Origin of the sequence: Pseudomonas sp. 43NM1, from assembly GCF_002836905.1 — a bacterium.
GTDB lineage: Bacteria > Pseudomonadota > Gammaproteobacteria > Pseudomonadales > Pseudomonadaceae > Aquipseudomonas > Aquipseudomonas prosekii.
In genome coordinates this window covers 19,228-35,901 of the sequence record NZ_MKGS01000145.1, presented here as the reverse complement: position 1 = coordinate 35,901, position 16,674 = coordinate 19,228, and the positions used below count along the sequence as shown (strand labels likewise).

Genomic DNA, 16,674 nt, shown 5'->3' with positions numbered 1-16,674 from the left:
AATACCAGGCAGGTAACCCGTGTCCTTTAACCACTACTACCAAAGCGAACTCACCGCACTTCGCCAGTTAGGTCGTCGATTCGCCGAGCGTAGCCCGGCATTGGCGCCTTTCCTTGGCCAGGCCGGGCGGGATCCAGACGTGGAGCGGTTGCTTGAGGGCTTCGCTTTCCTGACCGGGCGCCTGCGCCAGAAGCTCGATGACGAGCTGCCGGAACTCAGCCATTCGCTGATGCACCTGCTGTGGCCCAACTACATGCGGCCGCTGCCGGCGTTCAGCATTTTGCAGTTCGATCCGCTGAAACGTTCGGGTCCTGCGTTGATGGTCGAGCGCGATACGCCGGTCGAAAGCGTGCCGATCGATGACGTGCGTTGCCGCTTTCGCACGTGCTACCCGACCGAAGTCTTGCCGCTGGATCTGGCCGCGCTGAATTACTCGGTGAAGGGCGATGGTTCGCTGTTGAGCCTGCGCCTGCAGATGAGCGCCGACGGCCACCTCGGCGAGCTCGACCTGAGCCGCTTGCGCCTGCACTTCGCCGGCGAGCGCTACATCAGCCAGATGTTGTACTTGAGCCTGCTGCGCAATCTGCAAGGCATCGAGCTGATCCCGCTGGACGGCGCCGGCAAGCCGATCAATGGCGTCAACGGTGTACCGATGGCGTTCAAAATGCCCGGCGACCGCGTGCAACCGGTAGGTTTTGCCGAAGAAGAAGCGCTGATTCCGTACCCGCTCAACACCTTCCGCGGCTACCGCTACCTGCAAGAATATTTCGCCTTCCAGGACAAATTCCTGTTCGTCGATGTCAACGGTCTGGACCTGCTCAACGCCTTGCCGGAAGACACGCTCAAGCAAGTGCGCGGGCTCGAATTGCGCTTCGATATTCGCAAGAGCGGCATCCAGCGCCTGCGTCCGACGCTGGACAACGTGAAGCTCTATTGCACGCCGATCGTCAACCTGTTCAAGCACGATGCGCTGCCGATTCGCCTCGATGGCAAGCAGGACGAATACCTGTTGCTGCCGGCCGAATACGACCTGGAAAACTGCGGCGTGTTCTCCGTGGAAACCGTCACGGGATGGAAGCCTGGCGGCCTCGGTTATCAGGAATACGTGCCGTTCGAATCGTTCGAGCACGACCCGAGTTTCGACGTGCCCAACAGCCGTCCGCATTACAGCATCCGCCAGCGTTCGTCGTCGCTGCATGACGGCCTCGACACCTACCTGAGCTTCGGCATCCGCCACACCGAAGCGCACGAAACCCTGTCGATCGAGCTGATGTGCACCAACCAGAACCTGCCGCGCAAGCTCAAGCTCGGCGACATCAGCCAGGCGTGCGAAGAGACGCCGGAGTTCCTCAGTTTCCGCAACATCACCCCGGCCACGCCGAGTTACGCGCCGCCGCTGAACCGCGACTTCCTGTGGAAGCTGATCAGCAACATGTCGCTTAACTATTTGTCGCTGGCCGACGTCAACGCGTTGAAGGTGATTCTCGAAACCTACGACCTGCCGCGTTATTACGACCAACACGCTGAAAAAGTCAGCAAGCGCCTGCTGGGCGGGCTCAAGTCGATCAAGCATCAACACGTCGACAGATTGCACCGAGGGTTGCCGGTACGCGGATTGCGCACCGAGCTGACCATCGACCCGGAAGGGTATATCGGCGAGGGCGACCTGTTCGTTTTCGCTTCGGTTCTCAACGAGTTTTTCGCGCTTTACGCCAGTCTCAATTCGTACCATGAGCTGCGCGTAAAAAGCACACAGGGAGAGGTGTACCAATGGACACCACGTATGGGCCTTCAGCCGCTGCTTTAAGCGGGCTGACCCGAGGAATACGCGAGTACTCGCTGTTTCAGGCCGTGCTGCTGGTGGTCGATCGGTTGCGTGACGCGCACCCGCACATGAGCCAGGACGATCTGTACGATCAGCTGGAATTCCAGGCCAATCCGAGCCTTGGTTTCCCCGGCAGTGACGTCGATCGCGTGGAGTTTTTCACCGAGCACGGGCAACTGCGCGCGCGCATGCGTTTCAACCTGATCGGCCTGGTCGGTTCCGGCTCGCCGCTGCCGGCGTTCTACGGCGAGCAAGCCCTGGGCGACAGCGAGGACGGCAACCCGACACGACACTTTCTCGACCTGTTCCACCATCGCCTGCAACGGCTGATGCTGCCGATCTGGCGCAAGTATCGCTACCGCGCCAGTTTCGAAAGCGGCGCACTCGACCCGTTCTCCGCGCAGCTGTTTGCGCTGATCGGCCTGGGCGGCGAAGAGATCCGCAAAGCCAAGGAACTCAACTGGAAACGCCTGCTGCCGTACCTCGGCCTGCTCAGCTTGCGCGCGCACTCGGCAGCGCTGATCGAAGCGGTGCTGCGTTACTACTTCAAGCACGCCGAACTGACCATCGAGCAGTGCATCGAGCGTCGCGTGGAAATTCTCGACGAGCAGCGCAATCGTTTGGGACGTGCCAACAGCATGCTTGGCGAAGACCTGGTGCTGGGCGAGCACGTGCGCGATCGCAGCGGCAAATTCCGCATCCACATCCGCGAGCTCGACTGGCTGCGGTTTCACGAATTCCTGCCGATCGGTTTCGGCTACCAGCCGCTGTGCGCGCTGGTGCGGTTCACCCTGCGTGACCCGCTCGATTACGACATTCGCCTGGTCTTGCGCCAGGAAGAAATCCGCGAACTGCGCATTGGTGAGCAGAACGCCTGTCGCCTGGGGTGGACCAGTTGGCTCGGCCGCGAAAAAGCGGACGGCGTGGTGACCCTGGGCAGCAAAATTCATTAAGGACGGATGACCAATGAGCAACGTAGACCTGCAACAACTGATTCAGGCGCTGGACGCCGAAACCCGTCGTGACCTGGAAAGCTCGGCCGAACGCTGCGTCGCCCGTGGCGGCAGCAAAATCCTCGTCGAAGACTTGCTGCTGGGCCTGCTGGAGCGCCCGCAAGGCTTGCTCGCACGCGCGTTGCAAGATGCCGAAGTCGACGCCGGCGAACTCAGCGCCGCCCTGCAATCGCGGGTCGAGCACAGCGCCTCGCGCAACCCGGTGTTCGCCCCGGAACTGGTGCAATGGCTGCAAGACGCCTTGCTGGTGGCCAACCTTGAACTGGGCCAGACCCAGGTCGAACAAGCCGCGCTGATCCTCGCACTGCTGCGCAACCCGATGCGTTACGCCGGCAGCCGCTACCAGGCATTGCTGGCGAAACTGAACATCGAGCGCCTGAAAGAATTTGCGCTGTCGCAGAAAGAACAACCGGCCAACGGCAAACCGGCGGTACCGGGCGAATCGTTGCTTGAGCGCTTCACTCACAACCTGACCCAGCAGGCCCGCGACGGCAAACTCGACCCGGTGCTGTGCCGCGATGGCGCGATCCGCCAGATGATCGACATCCTCGCCCGTCGCCGCAAAAACAACCCGATCGTGGTCGGTGAAGCCGGCGTCGGTAAAACCGCGATCGTCGAAGGTTTGGCCTCGCGCATCGCCGCCGGTGAAGTGCCGCAGGTGTTGAAAGGCGTCGAGTTGCTGTCGCTGGACATGGGCCTGTTGCAGGCTGGCGCCAGCGTCAAAGGTGAATTCGAACGTCGCCTCAAAGGTGTGATCGACGAAGTCAAAGCCTCGCCGAAACCGATCATCATCTTCATCGACGAAGCGCACACGCTGATCGGCGCGGGCGGCAATGCTGGCGGTTCCGACGCGGCCAACCTGCTCAAGCCCGCCCTGGCGCGTGGCGAGTTGCGCACCATCGCCGCCACTACTTGGGCGGAGTACAAGAAATACTTCGAAAAAGACCCGGCGCTGGCCCGGCGTTTCCAACCGGTGCAGTTGCACGAACCGACCGTCAGCGAAGCGGTGACGATCCTTCGCGGCTTGGCCCAGGTCTACGAAAAGAGCCACGGCATCTACCTGCGTGATGACGCAGTGGTCGCCGCCGCCGAACTGTCCGCGCGCTACCTCGCCGGTCGGCAACTGCCGGACAAAGCCGTCGATGTCCTCGACACTGCTTGCGCGCGCGTGCGCATCAGCCTCGCCGCTGCCCCGGAAAGCCTCGAACGCCTGCGCGGCGAACTGGCTGAAGGTGGTCGTCAGCGTCAGGCCCTGCGCCGTGATGCTGAAGCCGGTTTGCTGATCGATCACGAAGCGCTCGACATTCTGGAAGATCGCCTGGCCGCCGCCGAAGACGAAAGTGTTGCGCTGCAAGCGCTGTGGACCGAACAGAAAGAACTCGCCGAGCGCCTGCTCGACCTGCGCCAGCAACTGGCCAAGGCGCGTGAAGCCGCGGCCGTCGAGCCGACTGTCACGGTTGAAGAAGACGCCGAAGGCACGGTCATCGAAACCCTCGAAGTGCCGGTCGACGAAGCGCAAAGCGTCGCGTCGCTGGAAGCCGCGCTCAACCAAACGCACAAAACCCTGACCGACTTGCAGCTCAAGGACCGTCTGGTCAGCTTCGAAGTGTGCCCGCGTCTGGTCGCCGAAGTGATCAGCGCCTGGACCGGCGTGCCGTTGGCGCAATTGGCCCGCGAGCACAACGCCAAAGTCGCCAGTTTCGCCACCGATTTGCGCGTGCGCATTCGTGGTCAGGAACAAGCCGTGCACGCGCTGGACCGCTCGATGCGTGCCACCGCTGCCGGCCTGAACAAGCCTGATGCGCCGGTCGGCGTGTTCCTGCTGGTCGGCCCGAGCGGCGTCGGCAAAACCGAAACCGCGCTGGCCCTCGCCGATTTGCTGTACGGCGGTGATCGTTTCATCACCACCATCAACATGTCCGAATTCCAGGAGAAACACACCGTCTCGCGCCTGATCGGTGCGCCGCCGGGCTACGTCGGTTACGGCGAGGGCGGCATGCTCACCGAAGCCGTGCGGCAGAAACCGTACTCGGTGGTGTTGCTCGATGAAGTCGAAAAAGCCGACCCGGACGTGCTCAACCTGTTCTACCAGATCTTCGACAAAGGCGTGGCCAACGACGGCGAAGGTCGCGAGATCGACTTCCGCAACACGTTGATCCTGATGACCTCGAACCTGGGCAGCGACCTGATCAGCGAGCTCTGCGAAAACGGCGAGCGGCCAAGCGCCGAAGTGCTCGAAGAAACCATTCGCCCGGTGCTCAGCAAACACTTCAAACCGGCGCTGCTGGCGCGGATGCGCGTGATCCCGTATTTCCCGGTCGGTGGCCCGGTACTGCGCGAGCTGATCGAGATCAAACTCGGTCGCCTGGGCGAGCGCCTGAACCGCCGTCAACTGGCATTCAGCTGGTGCCAGAACCTCGTCGATCACCTCGCCGAGCGTTGCACCCAAAGCGACAGCGGCGCGCGTCTGATCGACCATTTGCTCGACTTGCACGTGCTGCCGCTGGTGGCCGATCGCTTGCTCGATGCGATGGCCACCGGCGAAAGCCTCAAGCGCGTGCACGCGACGCTCGACGGCAACGCCAGCGTGATTTGCGAGTTCGCCTGAGGTGGGTGTGATGTTCACTCAAGTGCCGCAACCGCTGGTCTACGCCGAGGCCTTGCTGGCGCAGTTCGCCAGCCTGTCGCGCGCGGCGGACGGTGCTGCGCTGCTGGGTGACTTCGTGCGCGGTTTGGCCGAACTCAGCGGTTGCGAGCTGACCCAGTTGTACTTGCTGGACGCCACGCACACGTGCCTTGGAATGAACGCCGAGTGCCTCGACGGCGTGCTGCAACCGCGCGAATCGGCGAGCCTGCCGGCGGATTACAACGGTGAACAACTGCTGCAATTCGCGCTGTGCCAGAACCGCGTGGTGTGCCTCAGCGAATTGAGCGGCAGCCTGCACGAAACCACGTTTTTGCCGAGTCAGGCGACGCCGTGGCAATCGCTGCTGTGTGTGCCGCTGGTCAATCAGCAGAAGGCCGTTGAAGGCTTGCTGCTGTGCGCCAGCCGCCGGCACATCGACTTGCAGGGTTTTGCCGATTCGCTCGGGCAACTCGGTTCGTTCGTGCTCGGCCAATTGCGATTGCTGCAACGTTTGCGGCAACCCGCCAGTGCCGCGACGCCGGTCACCCGCAGCGTGCCGAGCATCAGCGGTTACGGCTTGATCGGCAAAAGTGCGGCGATGCGCCAGACCTATTCGCTGATCAGCAAAGTCCTGCACAGCCCGTACACGGTGCTGCTGCGCGGCGAAACCGGCACCGGCAAGGAAGTCGTCGCGCGGGCGATTCACGATTGCGGGCCGCGTCGCTCGCAAGCGTTCATCGTGCAGAACTGCGCGGCGTTCCCGGAAAACCTGCTGGAGAGCGAACTGTTCGGCTACCGCAAAGGCGCCTTCACCGGCGCCGACCGCGACCGCGCCGGGCTGTTCGATGCGGCCAATGGCGGGACCTTGTTGCTCGACGAAATCGGCGACATGCCGTTGTCGCTGCAAGCCAAGCTGTTGCGGGTTTTGCAGGAAGGCGAGATTCGGCCGCTAGGCTCCAACGACACGCACAAGATCGACGTGCGCATCATCGCCGCGACGCACCGGGATTTGTCGGTGCTGGTCAGCGAAGGCAAGTTCCGCGAGGACTTGTATTACCGTCTCGCGCAATTCCCGATCGAGTTGCCGGCATTGCGTCAGCGCGAGGGCGACATCCTCGATCTGGCCCGGCATTTCGCCGACAAGGCCTGCTCGTTCCTGCAACGCGACGCGGTGCGCTGGTCCGATGCGGCGCTGGATCATCTGTCCGGTTACGCCTTCCCCGGCAACGTGCGCGAACTCAAAGGTCTGGTCGAGCGCGCGGTGCTGTTGTGCGAGGGCGGGGAGTTGCTCGCCGAGCACTTTTCGCTGCGCATGGAAGCCATGCCCGAAGACAACAGCGGCCTGAATTTGCGCGAACGTCTGGAGCAGGTCGAACGCAGTCTGCTGCTCGATTGCCTGCGCAAAAACGACGGCAACCAGACCCTCGCCGCCCGCGAACTCGGCCTGCCACGCCGCACGCTGCTGTACCGCCTCGGTCGCCTGAACATCAATTTGGGTGATTTCGATGGTTAAGCAAAAACAAATTCTTCAGGTGAACGCGATTCCTGTGGTGAGCAGGCTCTCTGTGGCGAGGGGGCTTGCCCCCGCTCGGCTGCGCAGCAGTCGCAATCCGGTCAACGCGGTTTGCCTGAGGACGCTCGGCAGCCAGTTTTGGGGCCGCGTCGCGACCCAACGGGGTGGTGCGGCATTCCGACAAGCCCCCTCGCCACAGGCGTCCGGCTCAAAGTCCCTGACCAGAGCCTTGAAACCCACCTTATTCGCTTCTAACAGCGCCGCCCAAACGGGTCGGCGCTTTGTACTTTGTCTACCTCTGGAGACCCTCTGATGCCTGTTCGTCACTGGCAAGCCGTCCTGTTGACCCTCGTCGTTCTATGCGGCCTCGGCGGCTGTAGCGGCAATTACAAATTCAACGACAACACCTATCGCCCATTGGGTGATCCGCAGGCGGTCAATCGCGGCAAGTGACCGCAAGGAGCATCATCATGGAACTGGTTTTCGAAATGCTGAACACCAAGCAGTTCGTGCCCACGGATTTGTGCCAGAAGACCTTCAAGCAGGCTGGCGGGGTGATTGGCCGGGGCGACGATTGCGACTGGATCATTCCGGATCGCAAGCGTCACCTGTCCAACCACCACGCGCTGATCAGCTACCGCGAGGGCACGTTTTACCTGACCGATACCAGCAGCAACGGTATCCAGGACAGCGGCAGCGGCGCGCGCCTGCGCAAGGGCGAAGCGATGCAGATCGAGCACGGCAGCGTTTACGTGCTGGGCGACTTTGAGATACGCGCGCGCCTGGTGCGCGACCCGGCGATGTTCGACGTCGAAGTCGGCCGCCCGCAAGCGGCGGGCAGCATCATTCCGGACGACGCCTTTCTCGACCTCGACCCGCTGAACGCGCTCGACCAGCAAGAGCGCGTTTATTCCGAAATCGACGAGCTGATCTCGCCACGCGCGGCGCCCGAAGACACCCGACAACGCGCCGACTATGCGCGCATCGACATGGAAAGCCTGATGGTTCCGGAGCTGATCGAAGCCCCGGCCGAACCTGTTCCGGCACCTGCGCCGAAACCGGTCGAGCGTCAGAGCGAAGGTTTCTGGGAGCACTTCGGCGCAGCGCTTGGCGTCGACCTCAAAGGCCTCGATCACGACGCCCGCGAAGCCCTGGCACTGAACGCCGCACGCCTGCTCAAGCAAAGCGTCGGCGGTTTGCAGCAGAGCCTGCGCACCCGCAGCGAGCTGAAAAACGAACTGCGTCTGGCACAGACCATCGTCCAGGGCAACAACAAGAATCCGCTGAAATTTGCCGTCGATGCCGGTGAAGCGCTGGGCATTCTGTTGCAGCCGAACAAGCCGGGCCAGTTGCCGGCCGAGCAAGCGATCTCGCGCTCGTTCCGCGACCTGCAAGCGCACCAAGTGGCATTGCTGACCGCCAGCCGCGCCGCCGTTCGCGGCACGCTGGAGCACTTCTCGCCGGAGCAACTGACCTTGCGTTTCGAGCGCGACAACAAGCCGCTGATGGCCACTTCCGGCAGCCGCTGGAGAGCCTACGGGCGTTATCACCAGGCCCTGCGCCAGGACGATGACTGGAGCGAACGCCTGTTGGCGCGCGACTTCGCCCAGGCTTACGAAGAACAGATTCGCCTGATTTCCACCCTTCACACCGACCACCAAGGATGATCCGCATGTCTCGCTGCTCGACCGCTTTTTTCAAGACGCTGACGGCATTCGCGGCCCTGGTGCTGCTGGCCGGCTGCTCGTCGCTGTCGCCGTATTCGACCGTGACCAAGGTCAACCTGAAGCTGACCGCCAGCGATCAGTTGAACCCGGACCTCAACGGTCGGCCGTCGCCGATTGTCGTGCGCCTGTTCGAACTCAAGCACCCGGTGGCCTTCGAAAACGCTGACTTTTTCAGCCTCTACGAACGCGCCAAGGAATCGCTGGCACCGGACATGGTCGCCACCGAAGAGCTGGAATTGCGCCCGGGCGAAACCGTCGAGCTCAAGCTCAGCGTGGAGGAGGGCAGCCGCTACGTCGGCATCCTCGCTGCGTATCGCGATCTGACCGACACCAAGTGGCGCTACACCGTGCAAGTCACCCCGGTGGAACTCACCGAGGCAGACTTGACCCTCGACCAGGCCGGCATCCGCAACACCAATGAAACGCTCGCCAAGGCGGTTGACTGATCATGAATTCGCATAAAGTCATTTGGCAGGAAGGCATGCTGCTACGGCCGCAGCACTTCCAGCACAACGATCGTTATTACGACCACCAGATGAAGACCCGCACGCAGTTGCTGGGCAGCTACACCTGGGGTTTCCTGAATCTGGACATCGACTTGCAGTTCCTCAACATGGGCAAACTGGTGATCAGCCAGGCCTCGGGGATTCTGCCGGACGGCAGCCTGTTCGAACTCGGCGGCAACACCGAGCCGCTGGCGCTGGACGTGCCGCCGAACACCGGCAACACGCCGATCTATCTGGCATTGCCGCTGGTCACGGGCAACCACATTGAGGCCCGTCGTCTGGAGCAATCCGACGTGCTGGCGCGCTACACCGCTTATGAAGCCGAAGTCGCTGACTCCAACGCGGGTGACGACTCTTCGAGCCAGGTCAGCTGCGGGCGCCCGGACTTCAAACTGCTGCTTGGCGAGCAACAGAGCGATCAGGCCTACGTCAAACTGAAAATCTGTGAAGTGCTCGACACCACGCCCGACGGCGTGATCAGCCTCGACCCGGACTTCGTGCCGACCTACATTCAGGCGCATTCCTCCAGCTACCTGCTGTCGTGCCTGAAAGAAGTCATCAGCATGCTCGGGCACCGTGGCGATACCATTGCTGACCGGATTCGCTCGAACGGCAAGGTCGGCGGCGCGGAAGTCGGCGATTTCATGATGCTGCAACTGATCAACCGCACCGAATTGCTGCTGCGCCATTACCTTGGCCTGGAACAGGTTCACCCGGAAGAGTTGTACCGCACGCTGCTGACCATGCTCGGCGATCTGGCGACCTTCTCCAGCGACAGCAAACGCCCGCGTCTGGACAGCCGTTACCAGCACAGCGACCAAGGCGCGAGCTTCCGCAAACTGATGGAAGCGATTCGTCAGGTGCTGTCGATGGTGCTCGAACAGCACGCCATCGAACTGGTGCTGCAAGCGCGTCAGTACGGCATCATCGTTTCGCCGTTGCACGACCACAAACTGCTCGGCTCGGCGTCGTTCGTGCTCGCTGCGAGCGCCAACTGCGACTCCGAGGAACTGCGTCACCGCTTGCCGGCGCACCTCAAGGTCGGCCCGGTGGAACGCATCCGCCAACTGGTCAACCTGCATCTGCCGGGCATCAAGGTCAAACCGTTGCCGGTGGCCCCGCGGCAGATCGCGTTCCACTCCAACAAAACCTATTTCATTCTCGAACTCAGTTCCGAAGACCTGGCACAACTGGAGCGCTCCGGCGGCTTCGCGTTCCACGTGTCGGGCGAATTTGCCGAGCTTGAACTGAAATTCTGGGCCATCAGGAACTGATCGACATGATTAAGGACATGGAACACAACCAGGACGATAAAACCGTCCTGCTCGACCGTCAGGGCCACGGCCCGGCTTCGAGTCCGTTGACTGACTTCGCTGCGCCACCGCGTTTCGAGCAGCTCGAAGAACGCATGATTTACGCCGCGCGCCTGCGCCCGGCCGAAGCGTTCAACATCAGCCTCAATTCGCTGGTGGCCGCCGCGTCCGATCTGTTGTCGGAAGTGGTGCGCCTCAAGCACAGCGACACCCGCGAAGACATGTACGCGCTCAACGAGCGACTGACTTCGGCGCTGAAACTGTTTGAAGTGCGCGCGTTGCACAACGGCGCCGAGAGCAGCCAGGTGATGGCCGCGCGTTACGTGCTCTGCACCGTGGTCGACGAAGCCGTCGTGACCACGCCGTGGGGCAACGAAAGCGAGTGGTCGCAGATGAGCCTGCTCAGCAGCTTCCACAACGAAACCTTCGGCGGCGAGAAGTTTTTCCAGCTGCTGGATCGCCTGTCGAAAAACCCGGTCAAGCACCTGCCGATGCTGGAATTGATGTACCTGTGCCTGTCCCTGGGCTTCGAAGGCAAGTACCGGGTGCAGGCCCGCGGCATGCTCGAACTCGAAGGCATCCGCGACGCCTTGTATCGGCAGATTCGTCAACTGCGCGGCGACGTGCCACGCGAATTGTCGCCGCATTGGGAAGGCCTGAACGATCAGCGCCGCAGCCTGGTGCGCATCGTGCCGGCGTGGATGGTGGTGTTGTTCACCGTGGTTTGCCTGGCCGTGATGTATTCGGGTTTTGCCTGGGTATTGAGCGAGCAACGCGAAACCGTTCTGCAACCTTATCAGCAGCTTGATCCGGCCGCGGTCCAGCCGCAGTCGCAGCCGTAAACAGGGACGTGTGATGAAAAAGTTTTTCAAGAAAGTCGGCGCATTCTTGCGCAAGACCTGGGTCTGGACCTTGCTGGTGGTGCTGTTCCTCGCGCTGCTGGTGTGGTTCGTCGGGCCGCTGCTGGCGGTCGATGACTACAAGTTCTGGGAAGGTTCGACCTCGCGTCTGCTGACCATCAGCGTGCTGTTCCTGATCTGGGGCCTGACGATGGTCTTCGTCAGCTGGCGCGCCGGTGTGCGCAAGAAAGCCATCGAAGACACCGAAGACGGCCAGGATCGTATCCGCCGTGAAGAGCTGATCGACGAAGAGCAGAAAGAGCTGAAAGTGCGTTTCAAGGACGCGCTGAAAACCCTCAAGAATTCGAGCCTGTATCGCGGTCGCAGCGAGCGCTGGCGCAGTGATTTGCCCTGGTATTTGCTGATCGGTCCACAGGGCAGCGGCAAGACCAGTTTGCTGGACTTCTCGGGACTTGAGTTTCCGATCAACAAGATCGATCGCAAACTGACCCGCGACACCCTCGGCACCCGTCATTGCGACTGGTACTTCGCCGATCACGGCGTGCTGATCGACACCGCTGGCCGCTACCTGACCCAGGCGGATGCCGAAGTTGATGGCAGCGCCTGGAACACTTTGCTCGACCTGCTGCGCAAACGTCGCCGCAACCGTCCGTTGAACGGCGTGCTGGTGACCATTCCGGTGGAAACCCTGCTGGGCGGCAGCGAACAAGACCTCGACACCCTGGCGCGCCAGGTGCGTGCCCGCCTGCAAGACGTGCATCAGAAACTGCACGTCGATGTGCCGGTTTATCTGGTGTTGAGCAAGGCTGACAAGCTGCTCGGTTTCGACGAGTTCTTCGATCAACTGACCCGCGAAGAAAGCGATCAGGTGCTCGGCACCAGTTTCCGCAAAGAACAGAGCGGCACCGACGTCGCCGTGCTGCGCGCCGAGTTCGAAGAGCTGCTGCGTCGCCTCAACAGCCAAGTGATCATGCGCATGCACCAGGAGCGCGACACTCAGCGCCGTGGCCGCATTCTCGACTTCCCGCATCAGCTGGGGCAGATCGGCGAGCGTCTGTGCCTGTTCGTCGACATGGCGTTCACCGGCAACCGCTACCAGCGTGTCAGCCAGTTGCGCGGTTTTTACCTGACCAGCGCACCGCACCTGACCGAGGAAATGGACCAGACCACCGCCGGCATCGGCGCCAATCTGGGGATGAACGCTGGCGTACTGCCGACCCTGCGCAGTGGCCGTTCGCGGTTCATTCACCATTTGCTCAGCCGCGTGATTTTCCCCGAGGCCGATCTGGCCGGTCTGGACAAACGCGAACGCAGCCGCATCCATTGGGGCCAACGTGCGTTGTACATCGGTGCGTTGGCGGCGCTGGGCTTGTTCGGTCTGCTGTGGGCGGGCGGTTTTTCGGCCAACTACGAGCGCCTGGAAAACCTGCGCACCCTCGCACAAAACTGGACGCAATCGCGCTCGGCTCTGAGCCCGCGCGATGACTCCATGGCCGTGCTCAAAACCCTCGACAGCAGCTACGCGGCGACTCAGGTTTTCCCCAACAAGGGCGATGTGAGTTACCACGAACGCGGCGGTTTGTATCAGGGCGAAGAGGCCAACCCGGTGGTGAAAGCGGCCTACGAGCGTGAGCTCGAAGCGCAACTGTTGCCACGGGTCGCGACGCTGCTGGAAGGGCAGATCCGCGCCAACATGCAGGACCGCGAGCGTCTGCTCAACAGCCTGCGCGCGTATCTGATGCTGAACATGAAAGATCGCCGCGACGCAGGCTGGCTCAAGGATTGGGTCGCTACCGACTGGTCCCTGCGCTACGCCGGCAACACTGCGGTGCAGAACGGTTTGAACACGCACTTCGAGCGCTTGCTCAAACAGCCGTTCATCTATCCGCTCAACGATCAACTGGTCGCGCAGGCACGTCAGGTGCTGCGCAGCGAGTCGTTGGCGAACGTGGTTTACCGCATGCTCCGTGAGCAGGCGCGCAACCTGCCGGAATACCGGTTGAGCCAACACATGGGTCCGCAGGCTGCGCTGTTTATCGGCACTGACTACGTGATTCCGGGCTTCTACACCCAACAGGGTTATCAGCAGTATTTCTCGGTCCAGGGTTCTGCGCTGGTCACCGATATCCTGCGCGACAACTGGGTGCTGGGCGAAGGCTCGGGCATCAGCGGCATGGACTTGCGTCGCTTGATGGTCGAGCTGGAGCAACTGTACTTCCGCGACTACGCCAACTTCTGGAGCGAAGCCGTTGGCCAGGTTGCATTGCCGCCAATCAACGACGCGGCTGAGGGCGCCGAGCAACTGGCGGGCCTGACCTCGTCGAACTCGCCGATCCTGCAACTGCTGGTCGAAGTGCGCGAAAACACCCGTTTCCCGGTAATCGCCGACAGCGCTGACGAAGCGGCCGACGCCGCTGAAAAACTCGGTGAGAAGGGCGGCAAGCTGGGCAAACTCGCAGCGTCCGCAGCGGACAAGGCATCCGATGCCCTGGCCAAAAACCTGCCGGACACCTCGAAGAAATCCCTGCAACGTCGCTTCGAACCGCTGCACCGTTTGCTCGATGACAACAACGGCCCGGCCGCTGATCTGACCCCGGCACTGCAAGCGCTCAACGACCTGCAACTGCAACTGTCGAGCCTCGCGCGAGCCAGTGCGCCGGAGCAAGCTGCGTTTGAGATGGCCAAGACGCGCATGAGTGGCCAGCGCGATGCGCTGAGCAACTTGCGCAATGCCTCGGGGCGCCTGCCGCGACCGGTCAGCGTCTGGTTTAACGTATTGGCCGAAGACACCTGGCGTCTGGTGCTCAACGATTCCTACCAGTACCTGAACCAGCGTTATCAGAGCGAGCTGTACAGCTTCTACGGCAAGGCGATCAACAAGCGTTATCCGTTCAGCGCCCACAGCACCAGCGACGTGGCGATCAACGACTTCCGCGAGTTCTTCAAGGCTCAGGGCATCGTCGACCGCTTCTTCGACAGCTACATGCGCCCCTTCGTCAGCGGTGAGCCGGGCAACTACCGGATGCGCAGTGTCGATGGCCACAGCCTGCCGGTTTCCAAGGTTTACCTCGACCAGATGGCCGCGGCGCAAACCATTCGCCAGAGCTTCTTCGCCGAGAACCCGGCCGAGCCGCAAGTGCAATTCAAACTGGAGCCGTATACCCTCGACCCGGCCGTCAGCCGTTCCGAGTTCAAGTTTGGCGACAAGACCATGGAATACCGTCACGGCCCGATCCTGCCGATGGCCTTCAAATGGCCGACCGATGCTGAAGACGGTCGCACCAGCCTGGTCCTCGACAAAATGGCCGGTCGCCCGATTGGTATCGAGAAGAACACCGGCCCATGGTCGCTGTTCCGTCTGTTCGATTTGATGCAGACCGAGTACCTGACCGGGCGCGACGTGCTGGTCCTCAAAGCAGACGTCGGTGGCCTGCGCGCCAACTACCTGCTGTCGAGCCAACGCACGCCGAACCCGTTCGACATGGGCGTGCTGCGTACCTTCCGTATGCCGGTGCAGCTCTGATGCAGGTTGCCAGTCCCTGGCGCAGCGCTGCGCGTACCGACGCCGGCAAGGTTCGGGCGCGCAACGAAGATGCCTTCCTCGACTCGCCGCAGCAGGGGCTGTGGGTGGTCGCGGATGGCATGGGCGGTCATCAGGGTGGCGACATCGCCAGCCAGTTGATCGTCGCCAGCCTGGCGGAATTGCCGGCGCAGGACGACTTCGATGAACGGCTCAAAGGCATTCGCCAGTGCCTGCACTGGTTGAACCGCCGCTTGGGCCAGGAGTTGACCGTCACGGCCGGGCGCCACGACAGCATCATGGGCAGCACCGTGGTGGCGCTGCTGGTAGAAGGCAGTCGCGCGGCATGCATCTGGGCCGGCGACAGCCGTTGTTACCTGTGGCGTGGCCAGCGTTTGTATCAGCTGTCCAAGGACCATTCGCTGCAACAGCAATTGATCGACGAGCAAAACATGAGCGTCGAGCAAGCCAAGGCGCATCCTTCGGCGCATGCCCTGACCCGCGCGGTCGGGGCGGCCGAGGTGCTGACGCTGGATGTGCTCGAACTCGAGGTTTATCCCGGCGATACGTTTCTGCTGTGCAGCGACGGTTTGTACCAAGGGCTCAGCAGCGATGCCTTGGGTAACGCCCTGAGCCTGACCGCGCCGCACGTTGCGCTGGAGCGTCTGTTCGATGGCGCCCTGCGTGGCTCGGCGCGGGACAACCTGACTGCCGTGGTGATCCGTAAATGACTGAACTCATGCCACCGATCGACGACTTGCTGGTGAGCGAAGAAGAGGCCAACAACCTCACGTACTTCGCGTTCGCCAAGCCTCTGAAAGGAGCGCCGCACAAGGCTGAACCTGCGCTGGCGCCGACACGGGCCAGCGTCGGCCAACTGCCCGACGTGCTCGCCGGCCGTTACCGCATCGAGCGCCTGCTGGGTGCCGGTGGCATGGGCGCGGTTTACCGCGCACGGGACTTGCTGAGCGAACAGTTCGGCGATCCCGACCCTTACATCGCGCTGAAAATCCTCAGCGAAGAATTTGCCGAATCGCCGGACGCCAGTGCCTTGCTCTACAGCGAGTTCGCCCTGACCCGACGCTTGCGCCACGACCACGTGCTGCGCTTTCACAGCTTTGAAGTCGACACCGACTGCCAGCGCGCCTTCATCACCATGGAACTCATGCGTGGGCTGACCCTGGACAAATTACTCTGCGAGCGGCCCGTGGGCATGCCGTGGAAAGAACTGCGCGACATCGCGCTGCCGCTGCTCGACGCGCTGGCCTATGCCCACGCTCGCGGCGTGCTGCACGGTGACATGAAACCGAGCAACGTGATGCTCAGCGAAGAAGGTGTGCGCCTGTTCGACTTCGGTCTCGGCCAGGCGGAAGAGGGCATCTTGCCCGGCCTGCCGCACCTGAGCCGCAACCGTTTCAACGCCTGGACCCCCGGCTACGCCGCGCCGGAATTGCTTGAAGGCCAGCCACTGACCGCCAGCGCCGATGTCTACGGCGTGGCCTGCGTGCTCTACGAACTGGCCGGCGGCAAACACCCGTTCCGCCGCTTGCCCTCGACCCAGGCCCGCGATGAACACCTGGAGCGCGAGCTGCACGCACCGCGAAACCTACCGAAACACTGCTGGCCAGCCCTGCGAAAAGCGCTGACCTTCAACGCGGCTGATCGCACCATCACCGCCGCTCAATTACGCGACGCCCTGGGCGTCACCTCGTCTTTGCTGCAACGTCTGCGACTTCGGGCGTAACGGATGACATCCGAACAGGGAGCACAC

12 protein-coding genes are annotated in these 16,674 nt (G+C 62.3%); all 12 read left to right on the top strand.

Going from position 1 to position 16,674, the window contains the following annotated elements:
* Nucleotides 1-19: 19 nt before the first annotated feature.
* The 12 genes from tssF (at nt 20) to BI292_RS15835 (ending at nt 16,647) form a co-directional block, all read left to right on the top strand.
* Complete coding sequence (gene tssF / locus BI292_RS15890; protein WP_092276045.1) at nt 20-1,807, top strand: type VI secretion system baseplate subunit TssF; 1,788 nt, start codon at nt 20-22, stop codon at nt 1,805-1,807.
* Entirely contained in the window at nt 1,771-2,778 is a 1,008-nt protein-coding gene (gene tssG, locus BI292_RS15885) for a type VI secretion system baseplate subunit TssG (protein WP_101208411.1), read from the top strand. Before tssF ends, tssG begins: the two co-directional genes overlap by 37 nt.
* Nucleotides 2,779-2,791: 13 nt before the next feature.
* A complete protein-coding gene (tssH, locus tag BI292_RS15880) occupies nt 2,792-5,446 on the top strand; it encodes a type VI secretion system ATPase TssH (protein ID WP_092276051.1) in 2,655 nt (884 codons plus the stop codon).
* 10 nt (nt 5,447-5,456) lie between these two features.
* Nucleotides 5,457-6,977: a sigma-54-dependent Fis family transcriptional regulator gene (locus BI292_RS15875; RefSeq protein WP_101208410.1), complete on the top strand. Its 1,521-nt coding sequence runs from the start codon at nt 5,457-5,459 to the stop codon at nt 6,975-6,977.
* 312 nt (nt 6,978-7,289) lie between these two features.
* Nucleotides 7,290-7,430: a type VI secretion protein gene (locus tag BI292_RS15870; protein ID WP_092276060.1), complete on the top strand. Its 141-nt coding sequence runs from the start codon at nt 7,290-7,292 to the stop codon at nt 7,428-7,430.
* A 17-nt stretch (nt 7,431-7,447) separates the two neighbouring features.
* Nucleotides 7,448-8,644, top strand: a complete 1,197-nt coding sequence (gene tagH, locus BI292_RS15865) for a type VI secretion system-associated FHA domain protein TagH (protein ID WP_092276063.1) — start codon at nt 7,448-7,450, stop codon at nt 8,642-8,644.
* Nucleotides 8,645-8,649: 5 nt separating this feature from the next.
* A complete protein-coding gene (gene tssJ, locus BI292_RS15860) occupies nt 8,650-9,150 on the top strand; it encodes a type VI secretion system lipoprotein TssJ (RefSeq protein ID WP_092276065.1) in 501 nt (166 codons plus the stop codon).
* 2 nt (nt 9,151-9,152) lie between these two features.
* The gene (gene tssK, locus BI292_RS15855; RefSeq protein ID WP_092276068.1) at nt 9,153-10,484 is read left to right on the top strand and encodes a type VI secretion system baseplate subunit TssK; all 1,332 of its coding nucleotides are present in this window, start codon (nt 9,153-9,155) and stop codon (nt 10,482-10,484) included.
* Nucleotides 10,485-10,489: 5 nt separating this feature from the next.
* Nucleotides 10,490-11,365 (top strand): type IVB secretion system protein IcmH/DotU, encoded by an 876-nt coding sequence (gene icmH, locus BI292_RS15850; RefSeq protein ID WP_092276071.1) that lies wholly within the window; start codon nt 10,490-10,492, stop codon nt 11,363-11,365.
* A 13-nt stretch (nt 11,366-11,378) separates the two neighbouring features.
* Entirely contained in the window at nt 11,379-14,906 is a 3,528-nt protein-coding gene (gene tssM / locus BI292_RS15845) for a type VI secretion system membrane subunit TssM (protein ID WP_101208409.1), read from the top strand.
* Complete coding sequence (locus BI292_RS15840) at nt 14,906-15,634, top strand: PP2C family serine/threonine-protein phosphatase (protein ID WP_092276077.1); 729 nt, start codon at nt 14,906-14,908, stop codon at nt 15,632-15,634. Before tssM ends, BI292_RS15840 begins: the two co-directional genes overlap by 1 nt.
* Nucleotides 15,631-16,647 carry a serine/threonine-protein kinase gene (locus BI292_RS15835; RefSeq protein ID WP_178076587.1) on the top strand — a complete coding sequence of 339 codons (1,017 nt, stop codon included), beginning with the start codon at nt 15,631-15,633 and terminating at the stop codon, nt 16,645-16,647. Before BI292_RS15840 ends, BI292_RS15835 begins: the two co-directional genes overlap by 4 nt.
* The last annotated feature ends 27 nt before the right edge of the window (nt 16,648-16,674 follow it).